Source organism: Paenibacillus sp. ACRRX (assembly GCF_022346885.1).
Lineage (GTDB): Bacteria > Bacillota > Bacilli > Paenibacillales > Paenibacillaceae > Paenibacillus_B.
On record NZ_JAKRNK010000003.1, the window covers coordinates 429,549 to 445,822 of the forward strand.

At 47.5% G+C, this 16,274-nt stretch carries 14 protein-coding genes; 4 read left to right on the plus strand and 10 right to left on the minus strand.

The window, feature by feature from the left end:
• Positions 1-53 precede the first annotated feature (53 nt).
• On the plus strand, positions 54-3,380 hold the full coding sequence (locus tag MH117_RS12575; RefSeq protein WP_239329062.1) for a DEAD/DEAH box helicase: 3,327 nt from the start codon (positions 54-56) through the stop codon (positions 3,378-3,380).
• 209 nt (positions 3,381-3,589) lie between these two features.
• Here the strand turns inward: MH117_RS12575 and MH117_RS12580 are convergent, their stop codons facing one another.
• From MH117_RS12580 to MH117_RS12590, 3 genes are all read right to left on the minus strand, one after another.
• Positions 3,590-5,500 (minus strand): beta-N-acetylhexosaminidase, encoded by a 1,911-nt coding sequence (locus MH117_RS12580; protein ID WP_239329063.1) that lies wholly within the window; start codon positions 5,498-5,500, stop codon positions 3,590-3,592.
• A 269-nt stretch (positions 5,501-5,769) separates the two neighbouring features.
• Positions 5,770-6,063: a DUF6509 family protein gene (locus MH117_RS12585; RefSeq protein WP_239329219.1), complete on the minus strand. Its 294-nt coding sequence runs from the start codon at positions 6,061-6,063 to the stop codon at positions 5,770-5,772.
• Positions 6,064-6,180: 117 nt separating this feature from the next.
• Positions 6,181-6,489, minus strand: coding sequence for an MGMT family protein (locus MH117_RS12590; RefSeq protein WP_239329064.1), 309 nt, complete (start codon positions 6,487-6,489; stop codon positions 6,181-6,183).
• 146 nt (positions 6,490-6,635) lie between these two features.
• On the opposite strand from MH117_RS12590, the gene MH117_RS12595 reads away from it, so the two are divergent.
• Entirely contained in the window at positions 6,636-7,349 is a 714-nt protein-coding gene (locus tag MH117_RS12595) for a class I SAM-dependent methyltransferase (RefSeq protein WP_239329065.1), read from the plus strand.
• Positions 7,350-7,358: 9 nt separating this feature from the next.
• On the plus strand, positions 7,359-8,414 hold the full coding sequence (locus tag MH117_RS12600; RefSeq protein WP_239329066.1) for a saccharopine dehydrogenase family protein: 1,056 nt from the start codon (positions 7,359-7,361) through the stop codon (positions 8,412-8,414).
• A gap of 176 nt (positions 8,415-8,590) precedes the next feature.
• Here the strand turns inward: MH117_RS12600 and MH117_RS12605 are convergent, their stop codons facing one another.
• The 6 genes from MH117_RS12605 to MH117_RS12630 form a co-directional block, all read right to left on the minus strand.
• Positions 8,591-9,739, minus strand: a complete 1,149-nt coding sequence (locus MH117_RS12605; protein ID WP_239329067.1) for an ABC transporter permease — start codon at positions 9,737-9,739, stop codon at positions 8,591-8,593.
• A 38-nt stretch (positions 9,740-9,777) separates the two neighbouring features.
• Positions 9,778-10,698: an ABC transporter ATP-binding protein gene (locus MH117_RS12610; protein WP_239329068.1), complete on the minus strand. Its 921-nt coding sequence runs from the start codon at positions 10,696-10,698 to the stop codon at positions 9,778-9,780.
• Positions 10,699-10,712: 14 nt separating this feature from the next.
• Positions 10,713-11,120, minus strand: a complete 408-nt coding sequence (locus tag MH117_RS12615) for a DUF3021 domain-containing protein (protein WP_239329069.1) — start codon at positions 11,118-11,120, stop codon at positions 10,713-10,715.
• Positions 11,110-11,571 (minus strand): LytTR family DNA-binding domain-containing protein, encoded by a 462-nt coding sequence (locus MH117_RS12620; RefSeq protein ID WP_239329070.1) that lies wholly within the window; start codon positions 11,569-11,571, stop codon positions 11,110-11,112. Before MH117_RS12620 ends, MH117_RS12615 begins: the two co-directional genes overlap by 11 nt.
• 314 nt (positions 11,572-11,885) lie before the next feature.
• A complete protein-coding gene (gene rlmN, locus MH117_RS12625) occupies positions 11,886-12,986 on the minus strand; it encodes a dual-specificity RNA methyltransferase RlmN (RefSeq protein ID WP_239329071.1) in 1,101 nt (366 codons plus the stop codon).
• A 146-nt stretch (positions 12,987-13,132) separates the two neighbouring features.
• Positions 13,133-13,492, minus strand: a complete 360-nt coding sequence (locus MH117_RS12630) for a winged helix-turn-helix transcriptional regulator (RefSeq protein WP_275444622.1) — start codon at positions 13,490-13,492, stop codon at positions 13,133-13,135.
• Between the two features lie 190 nt (positions 13,493-13,682).
• On the opposite strand from MH117_RS12630, the gene MH117_RS12635 reads away from it, so the two are divergent.
• On the plus strand, positions 13,683-14,900 hold the full coding sequence (locus tag MH117_RS12635) for an MFS transporter (protein ID WP_239329072.1): 1,218 nt from the start codon (positions 13,683-13,685) through the stop codon (positions 14,898-14,900).
• 154 nt (positions 14,901-15,054) lie between these two features.
• On the opposite strand, the gene MH117_RS12640 is transcribed toward MH117_RS12635, so the two are convergent.
• A complete protein-coding gene (locus MH117_RS12640) occupies positions 15,055-16,104 on the minus strand; it encodes an NAD(P)/FAD-dependent oxidoreductase (protein ID WP_239329073.1) in 1,050 nt (349 codons plus the stop codon).
• Positions 16,105-16,274: the final 170 nt, after the last annotated feature.

Consider the following 16,274-nt stretch of genomic DNA (forward strand, 5'->3'; position numbering starts at 1 on the left):
AGAAGTCCAATCCCTGTTCCTATTTTCATTTATATAAAGGAAGGATCGAGGCAATGAGCTTAAAGTTGACCCTGCCTATTATTAAGTCACAGTGCGGCCTATTCTCTTATGAACGAGGCGAAGCCTACTATACAGCCGGAAGAGTCACGTTAATACACCATAATTTCCGCGCCGGAAGCTTTGAAGCTACTGTGCACGGAACTCAAGATCATTACCGCGTGAACGTAGATAGAGATCCAAACAAACATATAACAGCTGTGTGCACCTGTCCCGGGTTTCCGGCAAAGGGAAGCTTCTGCAAACATATTGCTGCTGTACTCTTATGTATACACGAATTGGAACAGGATGAGCGGTCCCCTGCTCATGCCAGCCCCATTGAACTTGCTGATCATACCGACGCCCGACCTGAGCAGGCTATACCGCAAGGTAATGAACGAGCAGCCGAACTTTCTGCGATTGCCAGCAGTGACATCCAAGTTACTAAAGGGATGCTGGGACTCTTTAGCGGAAAGCAGAAGCGCTCCGCTGGAGCACGATCACGCTTTGATGAGCGCGTACAGCTTGAAATGGAATTTACCTGCAAGCCTATCTCTTATGGATATCGCAAGTTCATTCTTGCCATCGAATGCAAGGTTGGCCCCAAGCGGCTCTATGTCGTTCAGAAGCTGCGCGAGTTTCTGGACAGCATTGATCGGGGGAGAGACTATACCTTTTCCAAGCTGTTCACGTATGATCCCTTGCTGCACAGCTTTCATCCTCAGGATGATGCGATTCTGCAACAGCTTATTCGCGCTTATCGTCAGGAAGAGGTTCATCTGGAGACTGCCCATAGCTACTCCAGCCCCGTGAATCGTGCTGGTGGAGAGCGTACCCTTCCACTGCCTGCTTATATATGGCATGACCTTTCTTCCCTGCTTGCCCAAGCCAAATCTGTCACTCTGGACCATGAAGGGATTTGCTATCCCGGCTTACAGATAGTCGACGAACCGCTTCCACTGAAATTTAAGCTGGATCAAGCTGAAGATGAAGGCTTCCAGATGGAAGTGCTGGGCATGAATCAGATTACAGTTATGGAGCAGTACGGGATGGTCATATCAGGAGGAAGGCTGATTAAACTATCTCCTGATCATTGCAAGCGGCTCAGCGAGATGAAGCAATTGCTGGAGTCCTACCGCAAGCAAGTATTTCGAATTCCTTCGGGCCAGATCGAGCCTTACATGGATCAAGTCATTCCTGGCTTATCAAAACTGGGAAGCGTCAGCATTACGCAGGCCATTGCCGAGCGAATCGTACAGCCCGCGCTGCAAGCAAAGCTTTACCTTGACCGCGTTCGGGATCGCCTGCTTGCAGGATTGGAGTTCCAGTACGGTGACATCGTTCTTAATCCATTAGAAGCACACACCCATCAGCGTGCCGCTAACCGTATTCTCATACGAGACACAGAGCAAGAGCAGCAAATTATGGAGATGATGGAGCAATGCCCTTTTGCCAAGACAGAAGGCGGCTACTTCCTCGATGATGAGGATGCGGAATACGATTTCTTGTATCACGTAGTACCCAAGCTGAAGGCTTGGGTGCAGATCTATGCTACTTCCGCTGTTAAGGCACGATTGCATGCCGCCCCTGTGGCGCCACAAATTACGGTTAATGTGGACGAGCGCACTGACTGGCTCGAATTCAAGTTTGAGATGGACGGGATCGCCGAAACCGACATTCGCCATCTGCTGCAATCTTTAGAAGATAAAAGGAAATATTACCGTTTGCCAAGCGGCGCCTTGCTGTCACTTGAAAGTGAAGCTTTCCAAGAGATTGGCCGCTTCATGGACACGATGGATCTGTACAAAGAAGAGGAAAAAGCCGCCTTTTTCCGTATTCCAATCGCCCGCAGCCTGCAACTGATGCATACCGGAGATCATGGGAATGCCATCTCCATTGGCAGATCGCTGCGCCTTTTTCTAGAAAATATGCGTAATCCCGACAATCTGGATTTCCCGCTTCCAGACCATTTGACACCTGTGCTTCGTGATTATCAGAAGTATGGGTATCAGTGGATGAGAACGTTAGCCCATTATCACTTTGGGGGCATTCTTGCAGACGATATGGGCCTGGGCAAAACACTGCAAACTATAACATTCCTTGTGTCCATGCTGCCTGACATTCGCAAACAGAAAATGCCAGCCCTTGTCATCGCGCCTGCCTCGCTGCTATACAATTGGCGTAATGAACTGCAGAGATTCGCTCCTGAACTAAAAGTTGCCATCGCTGATGGAAGTAAGGCAGAACGCATCCATTTGTTGAGCAAGGAATTTGCAGCGGATGTGATTATCACTTCGTATCCCCTGCTGCGCCGGGATATCAAGTTATATGCCAAGCCCGCTTTCCATACGCTCATTCTGGATGAAGCGCAGGCATTCAAGAATTACACAACGCAGACGGCGCATGCCGTGAAAACAATTCAGGCAAAATACCGATTTGCTCTTACAGGTACACCTGTAGAGAACAGACTAGAGGAACTGTGGTCGATCTTTGATGTTGTCTTCCCAGAACTGTTCTCAGATAGACAGGCCTTTAACGATCTACCGCGTGATATCGTGGCCAAACGGGCCCGTCCCTTTCTGCTGCGTCGGCTGAAAACGGACGTGCTCAAAGAACTGCCTGAGAAAATCGAATCGGTACAAGCTTCTGAGCTGCTGCCTGAGCAGAAGAAACTGTATCTGGCCTATCTGGCCAAGCTGCAAAAAGACACCCTCAAACATTTAGACGAGACTGGGTTTCAGAAAAGCCGCATCAAAATCTTGGCAGGCCTTACCCGGTTACGCCAGTTGTGCTGCCATCCTGCTCTGTTCGTCGACGGTTATGCTGGAAGTTCAGCCAAATTCGAGCTGCTGCTCGATATTATCGAAGAGTCTAGATCTGCAGGCCGACGATTGCTTGTATTCTCTCAGTTCACAGGGATGCTCAATCTAATTAAACGAGAGTTAACCGAACTGGGAGTAGCCCATTTCTATCTAGACGGCAGTACACCCTCAGCTGAGCGAGTAGAGCTGTGCAGCCGATTCAACGAAGGCGAACGGGACTTGTTTCTCATTTCGTTAAAAGCAGGTGGTACAGGTCTTAACTTGACGGGAGCAGATACAGTTATTCTGTATGATCTATGGTGGAACCCGGCTGTAGAGCAGCAGGCAGCAGATCGGGCTTATCGCATCGGGCAAAAAAATGTCGTACAAGTGATAAGACTTGTCACGCAAGGCACCGTAGAGGACAAGATGTATGAATTGCAGCAAAGGAAAAAGGATCTCATCGAAGAAGTCATTCAACCTGGTGAAGAAGCTTTGTCCTCGCTAACAGAGCAAGAGATTCGAGATATTTTGATGCTCTAATTATGAATCTAAAAGTCAATTTAAAGGGAGCTTAAACCTGCTTTAACATGGCACACCGCACAGGAGTGGACAGGCTCTTTCGTTGGTCTTCAAGCAGCCGCTAGCATATATGTCATACATGCAGAGAAAAGGCGTCCTCACGCCAGTCGTCGAGATGGCACGGTGCGAGGACGCCTTTCTTTATTTTATAGTTCTGCTGCTCTTTTCATTTAAAATGGGTTCAACACATGGAAGAAGACATTTGGCGATGCCATCCGATAATAATAGCTGCACCAGCCTAAGCCTTTCTGATTAAATCGGTTGGATGAGCTGTACAATAACCGCTCTTGTTCAAGCTCCTCAATCTGTCCAATTCGGCCCTCCGTATAATCAAGCAGCCGCATAGAAGCCGTATCCAGACGGTTTACGACACCACCATACCGGATATCAATAACTTCCCAGCCAAATGGCTTAAACATACGCAGCCATTGGGTCCGGTGAGCGGCCCGCAGCGCCTGTACCGCATCCGTAATCTCAGGCAGTACTTCCACCGCGATATGCCGCAGCTTATCGTGATCCTTGGCGTCATACGCCTGCTTCAGAGCGATGCCAATCTCGCTCTTACGCTTCAGCACGCCGCACAGCTTCTCCGGCACCTCGAACATATAATCCAGTTCGGCCTCCTGCACGCGGCGGCGGCGAATCTGCTGCTCTAATTGCTCATAGTGGGCCGCAATATCAAGCCCTTCAATCTGCTTATCGAACAAGCCAAGCAGCACATCTTGGTAGAGCAGGAACTTCGAAGGATTGCTCTGCTTCCGGTTGTCCGGCTCAGCACCAGGCGTCTCGTCCAAATATTTCAACTGCAAGTAGGCATCCGCTTCAATTCCCGTACAGAACTTCACCCGCTCCGCAAGCTGTGCTTCGTCCAACTTGCCTTCCGCATAAGCATGCTCCGCATAGAATTGCAAGCCGTACAAGGCGATATACGGATTGCTCTCCATACCGTCATCGCCCCACATCGTCGCATATACCTCACGTATGCCCTGCTCCTTGCACACCTGCAGGGCGATGTCTGTCGCGTTAAGCGATAAGCCGTAATTAACACCAAAGGTGTTAAACACCCACACACCCCCGGCAAACACCAGATTGCAGCCCAATGGCCGATGCTTGGCGATCAGCTTCTCGTAATCCTCTCGCTCGGTATGGACATAATCCCAATAGACCATGTCTACATCTTTAGGGATACGGCTTGCCATTTCTGCAGGAATTTGTGTCTCCGTATCATAATGCTCACTGCCATCCGTAGAGGCAAATTTTAAGAACATGTCACTCCACATCAACGGCTTTAAGCCACGGCGCCGTACGATATCCAGCACTTTTTCTAAATGTGCCGTCATAATATCAAATCGGCTCGTAAACCCGTTGTGGTCCAAGTATTTGCCGCGCCCAAGTTCCTCCGCTTCATCCATGCCTATATGAATCTTACGACTGCGGAACGGGGCACTTGCGGCTTCTATCATTTGTTCGACTAATTGATCCGTCTTCTCGCCGCCGACCAGCAGCGCACCCTTGGTATCTTTATACTCTTTTACTGGCTCCCACTTCAAGAACTCCTCCAGATGCGCGAGCGTCTGGATACTTGGGAATGCCTCGATGCCAAATTGATCGGCGTAATCGTCAATTTCGCGCAGTTCCGCATGCGAGTACCGTCCTCGCATGTAACCAAAGTAAGGCTCTTCGCCAATCTCATAGGTATCTTCCATGTACAACATAACCGTGTTCATGCCCATTAAGGCCATCTTACGCAACATAAACTTAAAGCTATCCAGTGTCAGTACCGCATTACGGGATAGGTCGAACATAGGGCCCACCGTATCAAACTGCTGCTTCTCTCTAAGCTGGAACGGTTGACCATTGCGGGCGTGCTGTACAAATAGCCCGAGCCCCCGGAAAAATTGGTGCTTATGTCCGTAACGTATGTACCCTTTGCCTTGATCCAAACCTACTTCCAGTACACCAGACGAAGATTCGACAAGGACAGGTATACCGTCTTGCGCTTCCATGAATTGAATTTCCTTTGCGAGCAGTTCAATACCAGCTCGCAGATCGCTTACATTTCCTTCAAATCGCAACTTCATTACGGCTTCCCCCTCAGCTATTACCCATTGATTAATATAGAACGGTCTCTGCTTATTCAATTGTATTATTCGACTGAAAGTCAGGAAAAATATAACACTGCCTTCATTATATTTAAATTGGGGAGGCTTTGGGAGTGCTAATTGTGAAATCGCTTAAACAATTGTAGATAGGGATTACCCTGCTCAGAAAAAAAGCTGGTTCCCTACACGTAAAAATACGTGTTGAAACCAGCTTCCTCTTTAGGTGGCACAATGTGCCCGCCTGTCTGTTATTCTGTGTCTCCGGTATGCGCCTTGCAGAAATCGGCTAACGCCGCTTCCTCTTCAGGCTCCATGTCAAAGTCCAGATATTGATGCGTCGTATGTTCGTAAAAATCATATTTGACGATACGTGACTGATCTTCATCCACCATAAAGATCGCCTTTATGTACACACCATGCTCCGAATGGAGCTCGTCATCCTCTGGAACATCCAGATCCACTATAAATTCATATCGCTTGCCTGACAAAATACCAAAGGGATCCTTTAATATTTCCACGCTGTATTCCGTAATGTTCAGCATATGCTCATCCCTTCTCACAGTTCTAGCTTCCATTATACACGCTGCAGCCGAAAATGATGTATACCTCAAGTACCAACCAACTGTGGCAACCTTTACCGCATCATGTAAGTATTGTCTTTACGACATCTTCGCCCTGTATTTTACCAGATCAATGCGCCCCTCTTCATCCAGCATGACACCTTCGCTGTTTAAGTAAAGGATCTGCTTAAATCGGGCTTCATCATCCAACAATGCGATTTCCCCTTTGGCATTGATGACTCTGTGCCATGGAAGCTCGTAAGCTGTACTCATCGAATGGAGGATACGTACAACCTGCCTTGCCCCTCGCTTGCTTCCAGCTAGTTCAGCCACTTGACCATATGTCATGACGGAACCTTCAGGTATACCTTTAATAATATCGATGACCCGCCTGGTAAAGGGCTGCATAGCTCTTCATCTCCCATCATTCCCCTATAAACAGCGTACATCCACATCAAATCCCACATATCTGGGATGGTGGTTCACAGCGCTGTCATTATAATTAAGATCAAATCGTATTTCTATTGTATATCAATTACGTGAGGAGCAACCCAATGAATCCTTCATCAGATGCTTTCATGAACTGGAATCATTCGCAAGCAGATCGCTATGTAGATACAATAGCCGCCAAAATTCCTGGTTATTATCTTCTGTATGATATGACCGCACGTCTGATGGCAGCGCAATTACCACTCTTACACCAACCTCCAGAGGTGCTGATCGTTGGCGCAGGCGGGGGACAAGAGCTGGTGACGCTCGGAAGTCGGCATCCCGACTGGAAGCTGACTGGCGTAGACCCTTCCGATCGCATGCTGGAAGCAGCCAAGCAGCGGCTGGACTCGACGTCGCTGGGGCAGCAAGTGACCTTGTTCCATGGCAGTATCGATCAATTACCGCAGCCGCTCCATTATGATGCCGCTACCTGCTTGCTTGTACTTCACTTTGTACAAGGTCTAAGTGAAAAGGCTGCGCTGCTTAACAGCCTCTACCAGAGATTAAAGCCAGGGGCACCTTTATTTATAGCGTCCATTAATGGCAACCCCACTACAGAAAGCTTTGCAATTATGATGCAGGCCTGGAAAGCTCATATGCTAGCTAATGGGGTTCCAGTAGAAGATTGGGAACGATTCGCGGCTTCATTCGGTCAGGAATTCGATCCCGTTCCAGATGCCCTAATGTTAACACTTCTTAGAGAAGCAGGATTCAGAGAGCCGACATCCTATTATGGAGCCTATCTCATTGACGCCTGGTTCGCTATCAAAGGATAGGTGATCATCATGACAGTTAAAGACCAAATTATTATTGTTGGCGGTTACGGCCATGTAGGCAGTACGATATGTCGTCAATTGGGTGCCTTGTATCCCGGAAAAGTATATGCCGCGGGACGCAATTTCAAGCGCGCGGAGCAGCTATCCACAGCTTTAAATGGCCAAGTAAAGCCCATGCTGCTGGATATTAGCGCTCCAGTAGATCCCCTCCTGCTGACACGCGTCAAATTGGTCGTTATGTGCCTCGATCAGGAGGACAGCAGCTTTGTCCGCGCCTGCTTCCAGAACGGGACGCACTATATCGACGTTTCGGCAAGTGGTTCCTTCCTGGCAGAAGTCGAACAGATGCGAGACGAAGCTGAGGAATACGGCGCAACCGCAGTATTAAGCGTTGGACTTGCACCAGGCCTAACTAACTTGCTTGCGCTCCAAGCTTCAAAGCAGCTTGAGCGGACAGACAGCATTGATCTAACCATTATGCTTGGACTTGGGGATCGGCATGGAACGGCCGCCATTGAGTGGACTGTGGATCAATTAAGTGCTTCATTTGAAGTTACCGAAAACAATCGGAAAGTGGTTGTCGACAGCTTCACTAGCGGCCAGATAGCTGATTTCGGGCACGAACAAGGGCGCAAGCGAGCCTATCGCTTCCCATTTTCCGATCAACAGACGCTCCCCCATACATTGGGTGTACCATCCGTTGCTACGCGCCTATGCTTTGATTCGTCAGTGGTGACTGCTCTCGTAGCAGGGCTGCGTAAATCCGGCTTATCTCGTATACTTCGGGTCCCCTGGGTTCGGAATGCAACTGTAAAGTGCTTTAACCAATTTCACTTCGGTGAAGATCGCTTCGCCGTGACGGCTAAAGCAAAAGGTCGAAGAGCAGGCATAGAATCAACCGTCGAATGCATGCTGCATGGTCGCAATCAATCGGATATGACCGCCAGAGTAGGCGCCTATGTCGCACATGCCATTTGCAAATCGTCATATCCGTCTGGCGTCTTTCATATCGAGCAATTATTTGAAATCAAAGAAATGAAAACTTGGCTGCAGCAGAATGCTTAATCATCGTCTTTGCCTCATACACGAGGTACGCCGGGGCCTCTGCTTCAACTGCCAGCCGCACTGTTGAAACCCATTAGCACGGTCAAGAGCCGCTGGGCAACAGTGGCACTCTTTGAAAGTTAATACCCCCGCGACAGTTGGCCACTAGTCGCGGGGGTAATCTATTCAGTAGTATTCTAATTTTTTGCTTTGGCTGCAAAACGGTTGAAGCTTGCAGTAGCGACTGCCAGACCTGCCAAGCCAAATGCCAGCAGGATAAGGATCGTGATCCATACACCATCCAGATGTGCTCCCCGGATCATGACATCCTGCATGCCTCGCTGCGCCCAATATTGTGGCGTAAATAAACCGATCCACTGCACCGCCTTAGGCAGGAAATCATAGGGGAACCAAAGCCCTCCAACGATGGCACCTCCCATCGCGATAATTTGAACGATCGCCACCCCTGTATTGACGCTGTTGACCAGTACCGATAACATCAATCCAATTCCCGTTGCGCAAATGGACAAGCTGATTACAACAGCTGCAACTGCAAGCAAATCGCCTAGATGAAGACCGTATACGATAAATCCAAATGTCAGGAGAACCGTCGATTGGATGAGCACCACCATCATGTTGGGCAGCCACATGCCGATCAGGTATTGATGCGGCTTCAGCGGTGTACCTTTGAGGCGCGATACCATACCTGAATCCCGATCCCGCAGGAAATTATGGATCATCGTAATCATAATAAAGAATACAAACATGACGGTATATCCCGGTACAATTTGCGTGACTGGATTCGCTTTAGCCACGTTTTCCTTGATGTCTTTTACTTGAATTGGGGCAGCTAGCAACGAATCAATTCCTGTCTGGCTTTGCCCCGTTTCCTTCAGCGCCACCCGCAATTTATGTTCCTGGTACTGTTTGGTTACACTGTCCAGTACAGCTGCGACAGGCGCTGTGGCAGCATCACCTGCAGCATCACGATGCAGTTCCACTTCAGCCGTACCGCTTCCAAGCAGGCGTTGGCTGTAGCCTTGAGGGATCACAAGCAAAGAAGTTTGCTTGCCGTCTCTCACCGCTTGGATTTGATCTGCCAGTGATTTCTCCTTGTCTGCTGCCAGTTCAAATCCTTTGATTCGAGCCAGCGTCTCAATGAACTGATTGGATTCTTTTGTTCCGTCCGCATCATAATAACGAATCGTATATGTTGTCGTGCCTGCATTACCAAAGATAGAAGAGAACATAACGATGAATAAGATTGGCAATACGAATAGCCAGAAAAATGTCCCCTTATCTTTTAGCAGCAGCTGCGTCTCTTTTATAAAAATACTGCGAATCATGATCCCACTCCCCACTCCAATATATTTGCCAATGACGATTAGTCGCGCAGCGCCGTACCTGTCAGCTTCAGAAACACACGGTCAAGCGAAGGCTTTACCAGCTCAAGTGCATGCACATTAGCACCCGCTTCAGCGAGCAGTCGAGACATATCATGCAATGTATTTAAAGGTTGTTCGCTCTCCAGCACCCAGCCCCGACCACGCGCACTTGCCTGTATAATGCCGCTCAACTGTGGTGGCTCCGTTATGTGGTCCGACTCTACGTATACCGCTTTATCCGCGTGCCGCTCCAATATCTCGTGCAAGCTGCCCTGCGCAATTACTGAGCCATGATCGATGATGGCAATATCGTCGCATAATGCCTCCACTTCCTCCATATAGTGAGTGGAATACACGAGGGTCAACCCTTCTTTCCTTAAACCACGTATCATTTCAAATATATGATTCCGCGATTGTGGATCGATTCCCACTGTCGGCTCATCCAGAATAACCAATTGGGGCTGATGCAGCAGTGCTGCCGCCAAATTGATTCGGCGTTTCATCCCGCCTGAATACGTTCCTACCGCTTCACTGGCCCGATCAGACAATCCCACCTGTTCAAGTACATTTTCAATACGTCGCTTCAGCTCGGCGCCTTTCACTCCATACATTTCACCAAAAAATTTCAAGTTCTGGACCGCACTCAGCTTCTCGTACAACGTAATTTCCTGCGGTACGTACCCGACAAGCTGCCTAATCTTGCTCATTTGGTGACGCGTATCCATGTCAAACGCACGAATAATGCCGCTATCTGCCTGCAGTATACCCGTCATTAGTTTCATCAACGTAGACTTCCCCGCCCCATTTGGACCCAGCAAGCCAAAACAGCTTCCTTCCCTTACGTGAATATTTACTTTATCAAGTGCAGTCTTGCCGCCGTACCCTTTGACTACATCTGCAACTTCAAGAACATGTGTCATTTTGTTATCCCCCTCTACTTACGTCTAACCGAATCATTTAGCTCTTTTGCTTGCCTTCTATAATAAGATCGATATCCAAACCAGAATACGGTATAAATGGCGCTGAATATAACTAGTGATATCAACAGAGCTGTTAAGATAAGCGGAATCCAGCCAATCAGGATAGCCGTACTAAAATAGACAATTAGAGATAGCACATAATGAACGATTAGCTGTTTAAGCGGGCTCCATTTATCGTAATTAAATATAAAAGAAGCGAGGCCAAAGTAAGCGCCAATAATCATACTGCCGAGCATATTCAGCCACATTACTCGAACGGATACTTCCGTATCGTTCAGCATCAGCATGGTAAGTGATACAAAGGTTATGATAGCAGCGTAACAAAATCCAACTGCTACCCGTTTCACAATATCAGCTATCATTCTTGCCGCCCCCCAATATTAACTGCTGTTTAAGCGCATTTACATAACTCCGGGACACGTATTCCTTGCTGCCTGATTTGAAATAGACACAAAGGTTGCCGTTAAACGCCAACTCAAACCTGTCGATTAAATCGATATTGCCAATAACCGATTTGGAGAATCTCATGAATTGAAGCGGCGTCAAAAGTTCCTCCACTTCGTACAGCTTCATCTTCAGCTCTATCTTGCGCTGCTCCACAGATGCAAACACTTTCCGGCTTTCGGCGAAAATGTAGTCAATGTCTGCAGGATCAAGCAGAATAGACCTCTCCTCCTCTATACCCATCAGACGCTTGGATACAGGGGTTTGCAGCTTGTTCATGAGCACGGCTAATTCCTCCGACCATGCCTTGGCATGGATCGTTACCGTCGTTTCTTCATAGTCATCATTTAGATCAATATGTACCTTCAACGCTCATCACCCTCGCAATATCTGTATCTTATTATGAATTAGATCATCTGCCGCGTAACGAAAACTGGAATAACCTGCTGTTATTGCCGCCTCAGTTGCTCGATTTATGGTATGAAAATGAAACCTTCGCACAAAAAGGATCGTCCATCGGGACGATCCTTCCGCTATCTATCTGCTTGCCTAAGTATCCACCTTCCGACTTGAACCATTGCCCTGTCACCTACTGCGATTCGTCACTTGCGATAAAAATGATTAGTCGGACAACGTCTTCTGGAACACCAATCGGTGATGGATACACCTCCATTGATCTTTGATTATGATCCGATCGCAGCCTGATCCTGATCAGAGGAGGTTTCCTGCCCTTCTTTCATCTGCTTGCTTCTAAGCTGACCACAAGCCGCATCAATATCTGTTCCGTGTTCCTGTCGGATACTGCTATTGATCCCATGCTGCTTCATCACGTCAAAGAACCCCCGCACCGCTTCCGGCATGCTCCTCTGGTATTGACTGTGCTCATCCACCGGATTATAAGGAATCAGGTTTACGCTGACCGCGTGGCGAATGTCCTTGATCAATTCCGCTAGTTCATGCGCTTGCTCTAGTTGATCGTTCACACCTTTAAGCAAAATATACTCGAACGCTATGCGTTGATTCGTGCGCTCCACGTAGTAATGAATCGCCGGCATAAGCTTCTCAATAGGGATAGCACGATTAATCTTCATAATACGTGTCCGCAGCTCATTATTTGGCGCATGCAAAGAAATTGCAAGATTGACCCGCAAGTTGAGGTCGGCAAACTCCTTGATCTTCCCTGCCAGTCCGCTTGTTGATACAGTAATCCGTCTAGCGCCAATCGCTAGCCCTTTATGATCCGTCACCACATGAATAAAGTCTACAAGATTCGTAAAGTTATCAAATGGCTCGCCAATCCCCATCACGACGATGTGGCTTACCCTCTCCCCCTGCTTCGCTTGATCCAGGTGAAGCTGAACCTTCATGATTTGGCTTACAATCTCACCGCTTGACAAATCGCGGCTCTTCGCCAGCAGGCCGCTCGCACAGAAGCTGCAGCCGATATTGCAGCCAACCTGCGTCGTTACACATACGGATAAGCCATACTTGTGCCGCATCAGCACCGTCTCAATAAGATTGCCGTCGTCCAGCATAAACAGAAACTTAACCGTGCCATCTGCGGCTTCTTGCTTAACATGTTCCTTTAAGGTCGTAATCGCAAAGTGCTCCGCCAACACACGCAAGCAATCCGGGTTGACGTCAACCATCTCGGAAAAGTCGGTCACCCGCTTCCGGTACAGCCATTCCCACACTTGCGTCGCACGAAATTTCTTATGCCCCCGACCAGCTAGCCATATCGTGAGTTGCTCCAAAGTTAATCCATATATAGAAGGCTTATTCATTCCCTATCCTCATTTCACTACTGTAAAATTCAGCTCTAGTCTACTTGAACATCCGAAAGCTATTATTGCCTATGCTGGTTCAAGATCTCTTATGCTTGCCAAAGCGACACTTACAGCCCTATCCTGCATACGCCAGAAACAGAGCGCTAGTCGTTTAAACCATTATCCTCCAGCATTAAGGATTTATCTCCGTACTCTTTAATGATATGAATATTGCCCCAAGCACACAAAGAGTCCAGGATCGGCTTTAAGCTCCATCCATATTCACTAAGTTCATATTCTACTTTAGGTGGTACTTGATTGTAGCTGATTCGATTGACGATACCATCCCGTTCTAACTCCCTCAGCTGCTGCGTTAACATTTTTTGGGTAATATTAGGCATAATACGCTTCAGATCACTCGTACGTTTTCTGCCATGCGTCAGGTGGCATAAGATCACACATTTCCACTTGCCCCCGATTACCTCAAGTGTTGCCTCGACAGAGATGTTATACTTCTTTACCAACTTATCGATTCCTCCATTAAAAAGAAACTTCCCTAGCCTCAAGGCACTATAAAGTACCTATGTTACTTTGATGTAACTATATAACTTTTAGGTCACTATATCACTAAAAAGTACGTACTATTCAACTTCATTCGAATAATACATAATAACATTTACCGGCCGGTATAACCAACCCTTAGGAGTGGAAGTAATGCAAATCCATCAAAGAAAAAGTACGCTGGCGCTTCTAGCCTTAGCCATAAGTGCCTTTGCAATTGGAACAACCGAGTTTATCAGCGTTGGGCTGCTCCCCCTTATTGCTGAAGACCTGCATATATCCGTTACAACGTCCGGATTAACCGTTACTTTATATGCCTTAGGTGTTACTTTTGGGGCCCCCATATTAACATCGCTGACCTCAAGCGTGTCACGTAAGACACTCCTGCTATGGATTATGCTGGTGTTTATTGCAGGCAATAGCCTTGCTGCAGCCGCGGATAGCATCACCGTCTTGCTGATCGCACGTGTCATCTCTGCTTTGGCGCACGGCATCTTTATGTCCATCGGCTCTACAATTGCTGCAGACCTGGTACCTGAGCATCGCAGAGCAAGCGCGATCTCGATTATGTTCTCGGGACTTACCGTCGCCACGGTTACGGGGGTTCCGCTAGGCACCTTCATTGGCCAGCAGCTTGGCTGGCGAGCTGCATTTGTCGCTATTGTAGCTGTAGGTATGGTCGCATTGTTGGCTAACATCCTGCTTGTGCCCGCTGGCCTACGTAAAGGCATACGAACACCGCTTCACGATCAAGTAAAGCTCGTGACAAACGGACGATTGTTATTAGCATTTGCGATTACGGCATTGGGATACGGCGGTACATTTGTGGTCTTCACTTATTTATCCCCTTTACTACGTGATATTACAGGGTTTGCAGAAAGTACGATAACGATCATCCTGCTGTTATACGGTATTGCCATTGCTATTGGTAATATAGTTGGGGGAAAAGCTGCTAATCGCAAGCCTATCAATGCTTTATTTTACATGTTTGTCTTACAGGCAATTGTACTGGTGCTGCTGTTATTTACAGCTCCATTTAAAATGGTAGGATTAATTACCATTCTCCTTATGGGACTATTTGCATTCATGAGTGTGCCTGGACTGCAAATATACGTCGTCATGCTGGCTGAACGTTATGCACCAAGTGCAGTTGATGTAGCTTCGGCTGTTAATATTGCAGCCTTTAACGCAGGCATTGCAATCGGAGCCTACATGGGTGGAGTCGTTGCCGACAAACTTGGACTCATTCATACGACTTGGGTCGGCGCCTTGATGGTGCTAGGCGCGGTCTTGCTGACCGCATGGAGCCGTCATCTCGAAAGAAGGGACAACACCATCCCTAAAGTCAGCCAAGCGTGCCCTGCTAGTTAAAGGACGAGTAAAAGCAAACTTCACAGCAAAGGTATAAAAATAAAGGAGCCCTGCCGGTTTATTGAACCGGCAGGGCTCCTTCCATTTAACATGCGCTATATGTTGATCCTGCTGACAAGCAGCACTTTTAAAGCCACTCTGGCTTCACCAACAATCACTTCATCATCTGCTTCACAAGCTCACGATTACGTTCCTTGAACAAATCGTTATGAGAGGACACCATCGCATGGCCATGTGCTTCAGGTTCAATAAACTTCTTCGCTTTATTCACCGCATTGGCCGCATCTTGGAACGCGCCAGCGATCAGGTGGAGTTTCCCTTCATGATGTAAAATGTCACCCGCCGCATACAATCCTGGAATTGAAGACTCACTGCTCGCATTACCCGCAATGTAGTAGTCATCAACCATTTTAATATCCAACTGGCTGTTGGACAGCAACGCTGTGTCACGCTCGTATCCATGGTTAATAATTACTTCTTCAATCTCAAGCTGTGACACTTCGCCTGTGCTGTTATTTGTAAGCTCGACTCGCTCGATCATCTGATGATCTGCACCTGCGATTAGCTTGGTAATGGTCGTCTCAAAGAAGCATTCTACAGTACTGTTCATCAACTGGGACACTTGCGCTTCATGGCCGGACAAAGCTTCCTTCCGATAAGTTAAGTACACCTTCTTTGCGATAGGCTCCAATTCATTTGCCCAGTCAACAGCAGAGTTGCCTCCGCCCGAGATGACAACGGTCTTATCCTTGAAGTGAAGCAGCGACTTCACCGTATAGCTTAAATTAGAGACTTCAAAGCGCTCAGCGCCTTCAATCTCTAGTTTTTGCGGCATCAATATACCGCCGCCAATCGCAACAATGACCGTTTTCGAATAATGCTTACGGCCAGATGCAGCATGAAGCACAAACAAACCCTCTTCGTTCTGCGTAATCGACTCTACTTTTTCATTTAATACCACTTCGGGATGGAACGTCATTCCCTGCTCCACCATCTGCTCTATTAATTTATCCCCGCTTGTTGGCATCAATCCACCTACATCCCAAATCATTTTTTCAGGATACACATGCACCTTGCCGCCTAAACGTGGCTGAAACTCAATCAACTTGGTTTTCATTTCCCGAAGTCCGCTATAAAAAGCAGAGAAAAGCCCTGCTGGCCCTCCACCGATAATGGTTACGTCAAACAATTCTGTGCCTACCATATATATCACTCCTTTGGAAATATCTTAGTATTGATTATCATTATCAATTAAATATACGCCTTTCCCCCAACATTTACAATGCACAAGAACAATTGACAACGGAAAAAGATACACTTATATTAATGAAGTCGATATTGATAATGATTATCAATATTATTTTTGAGCGTTGA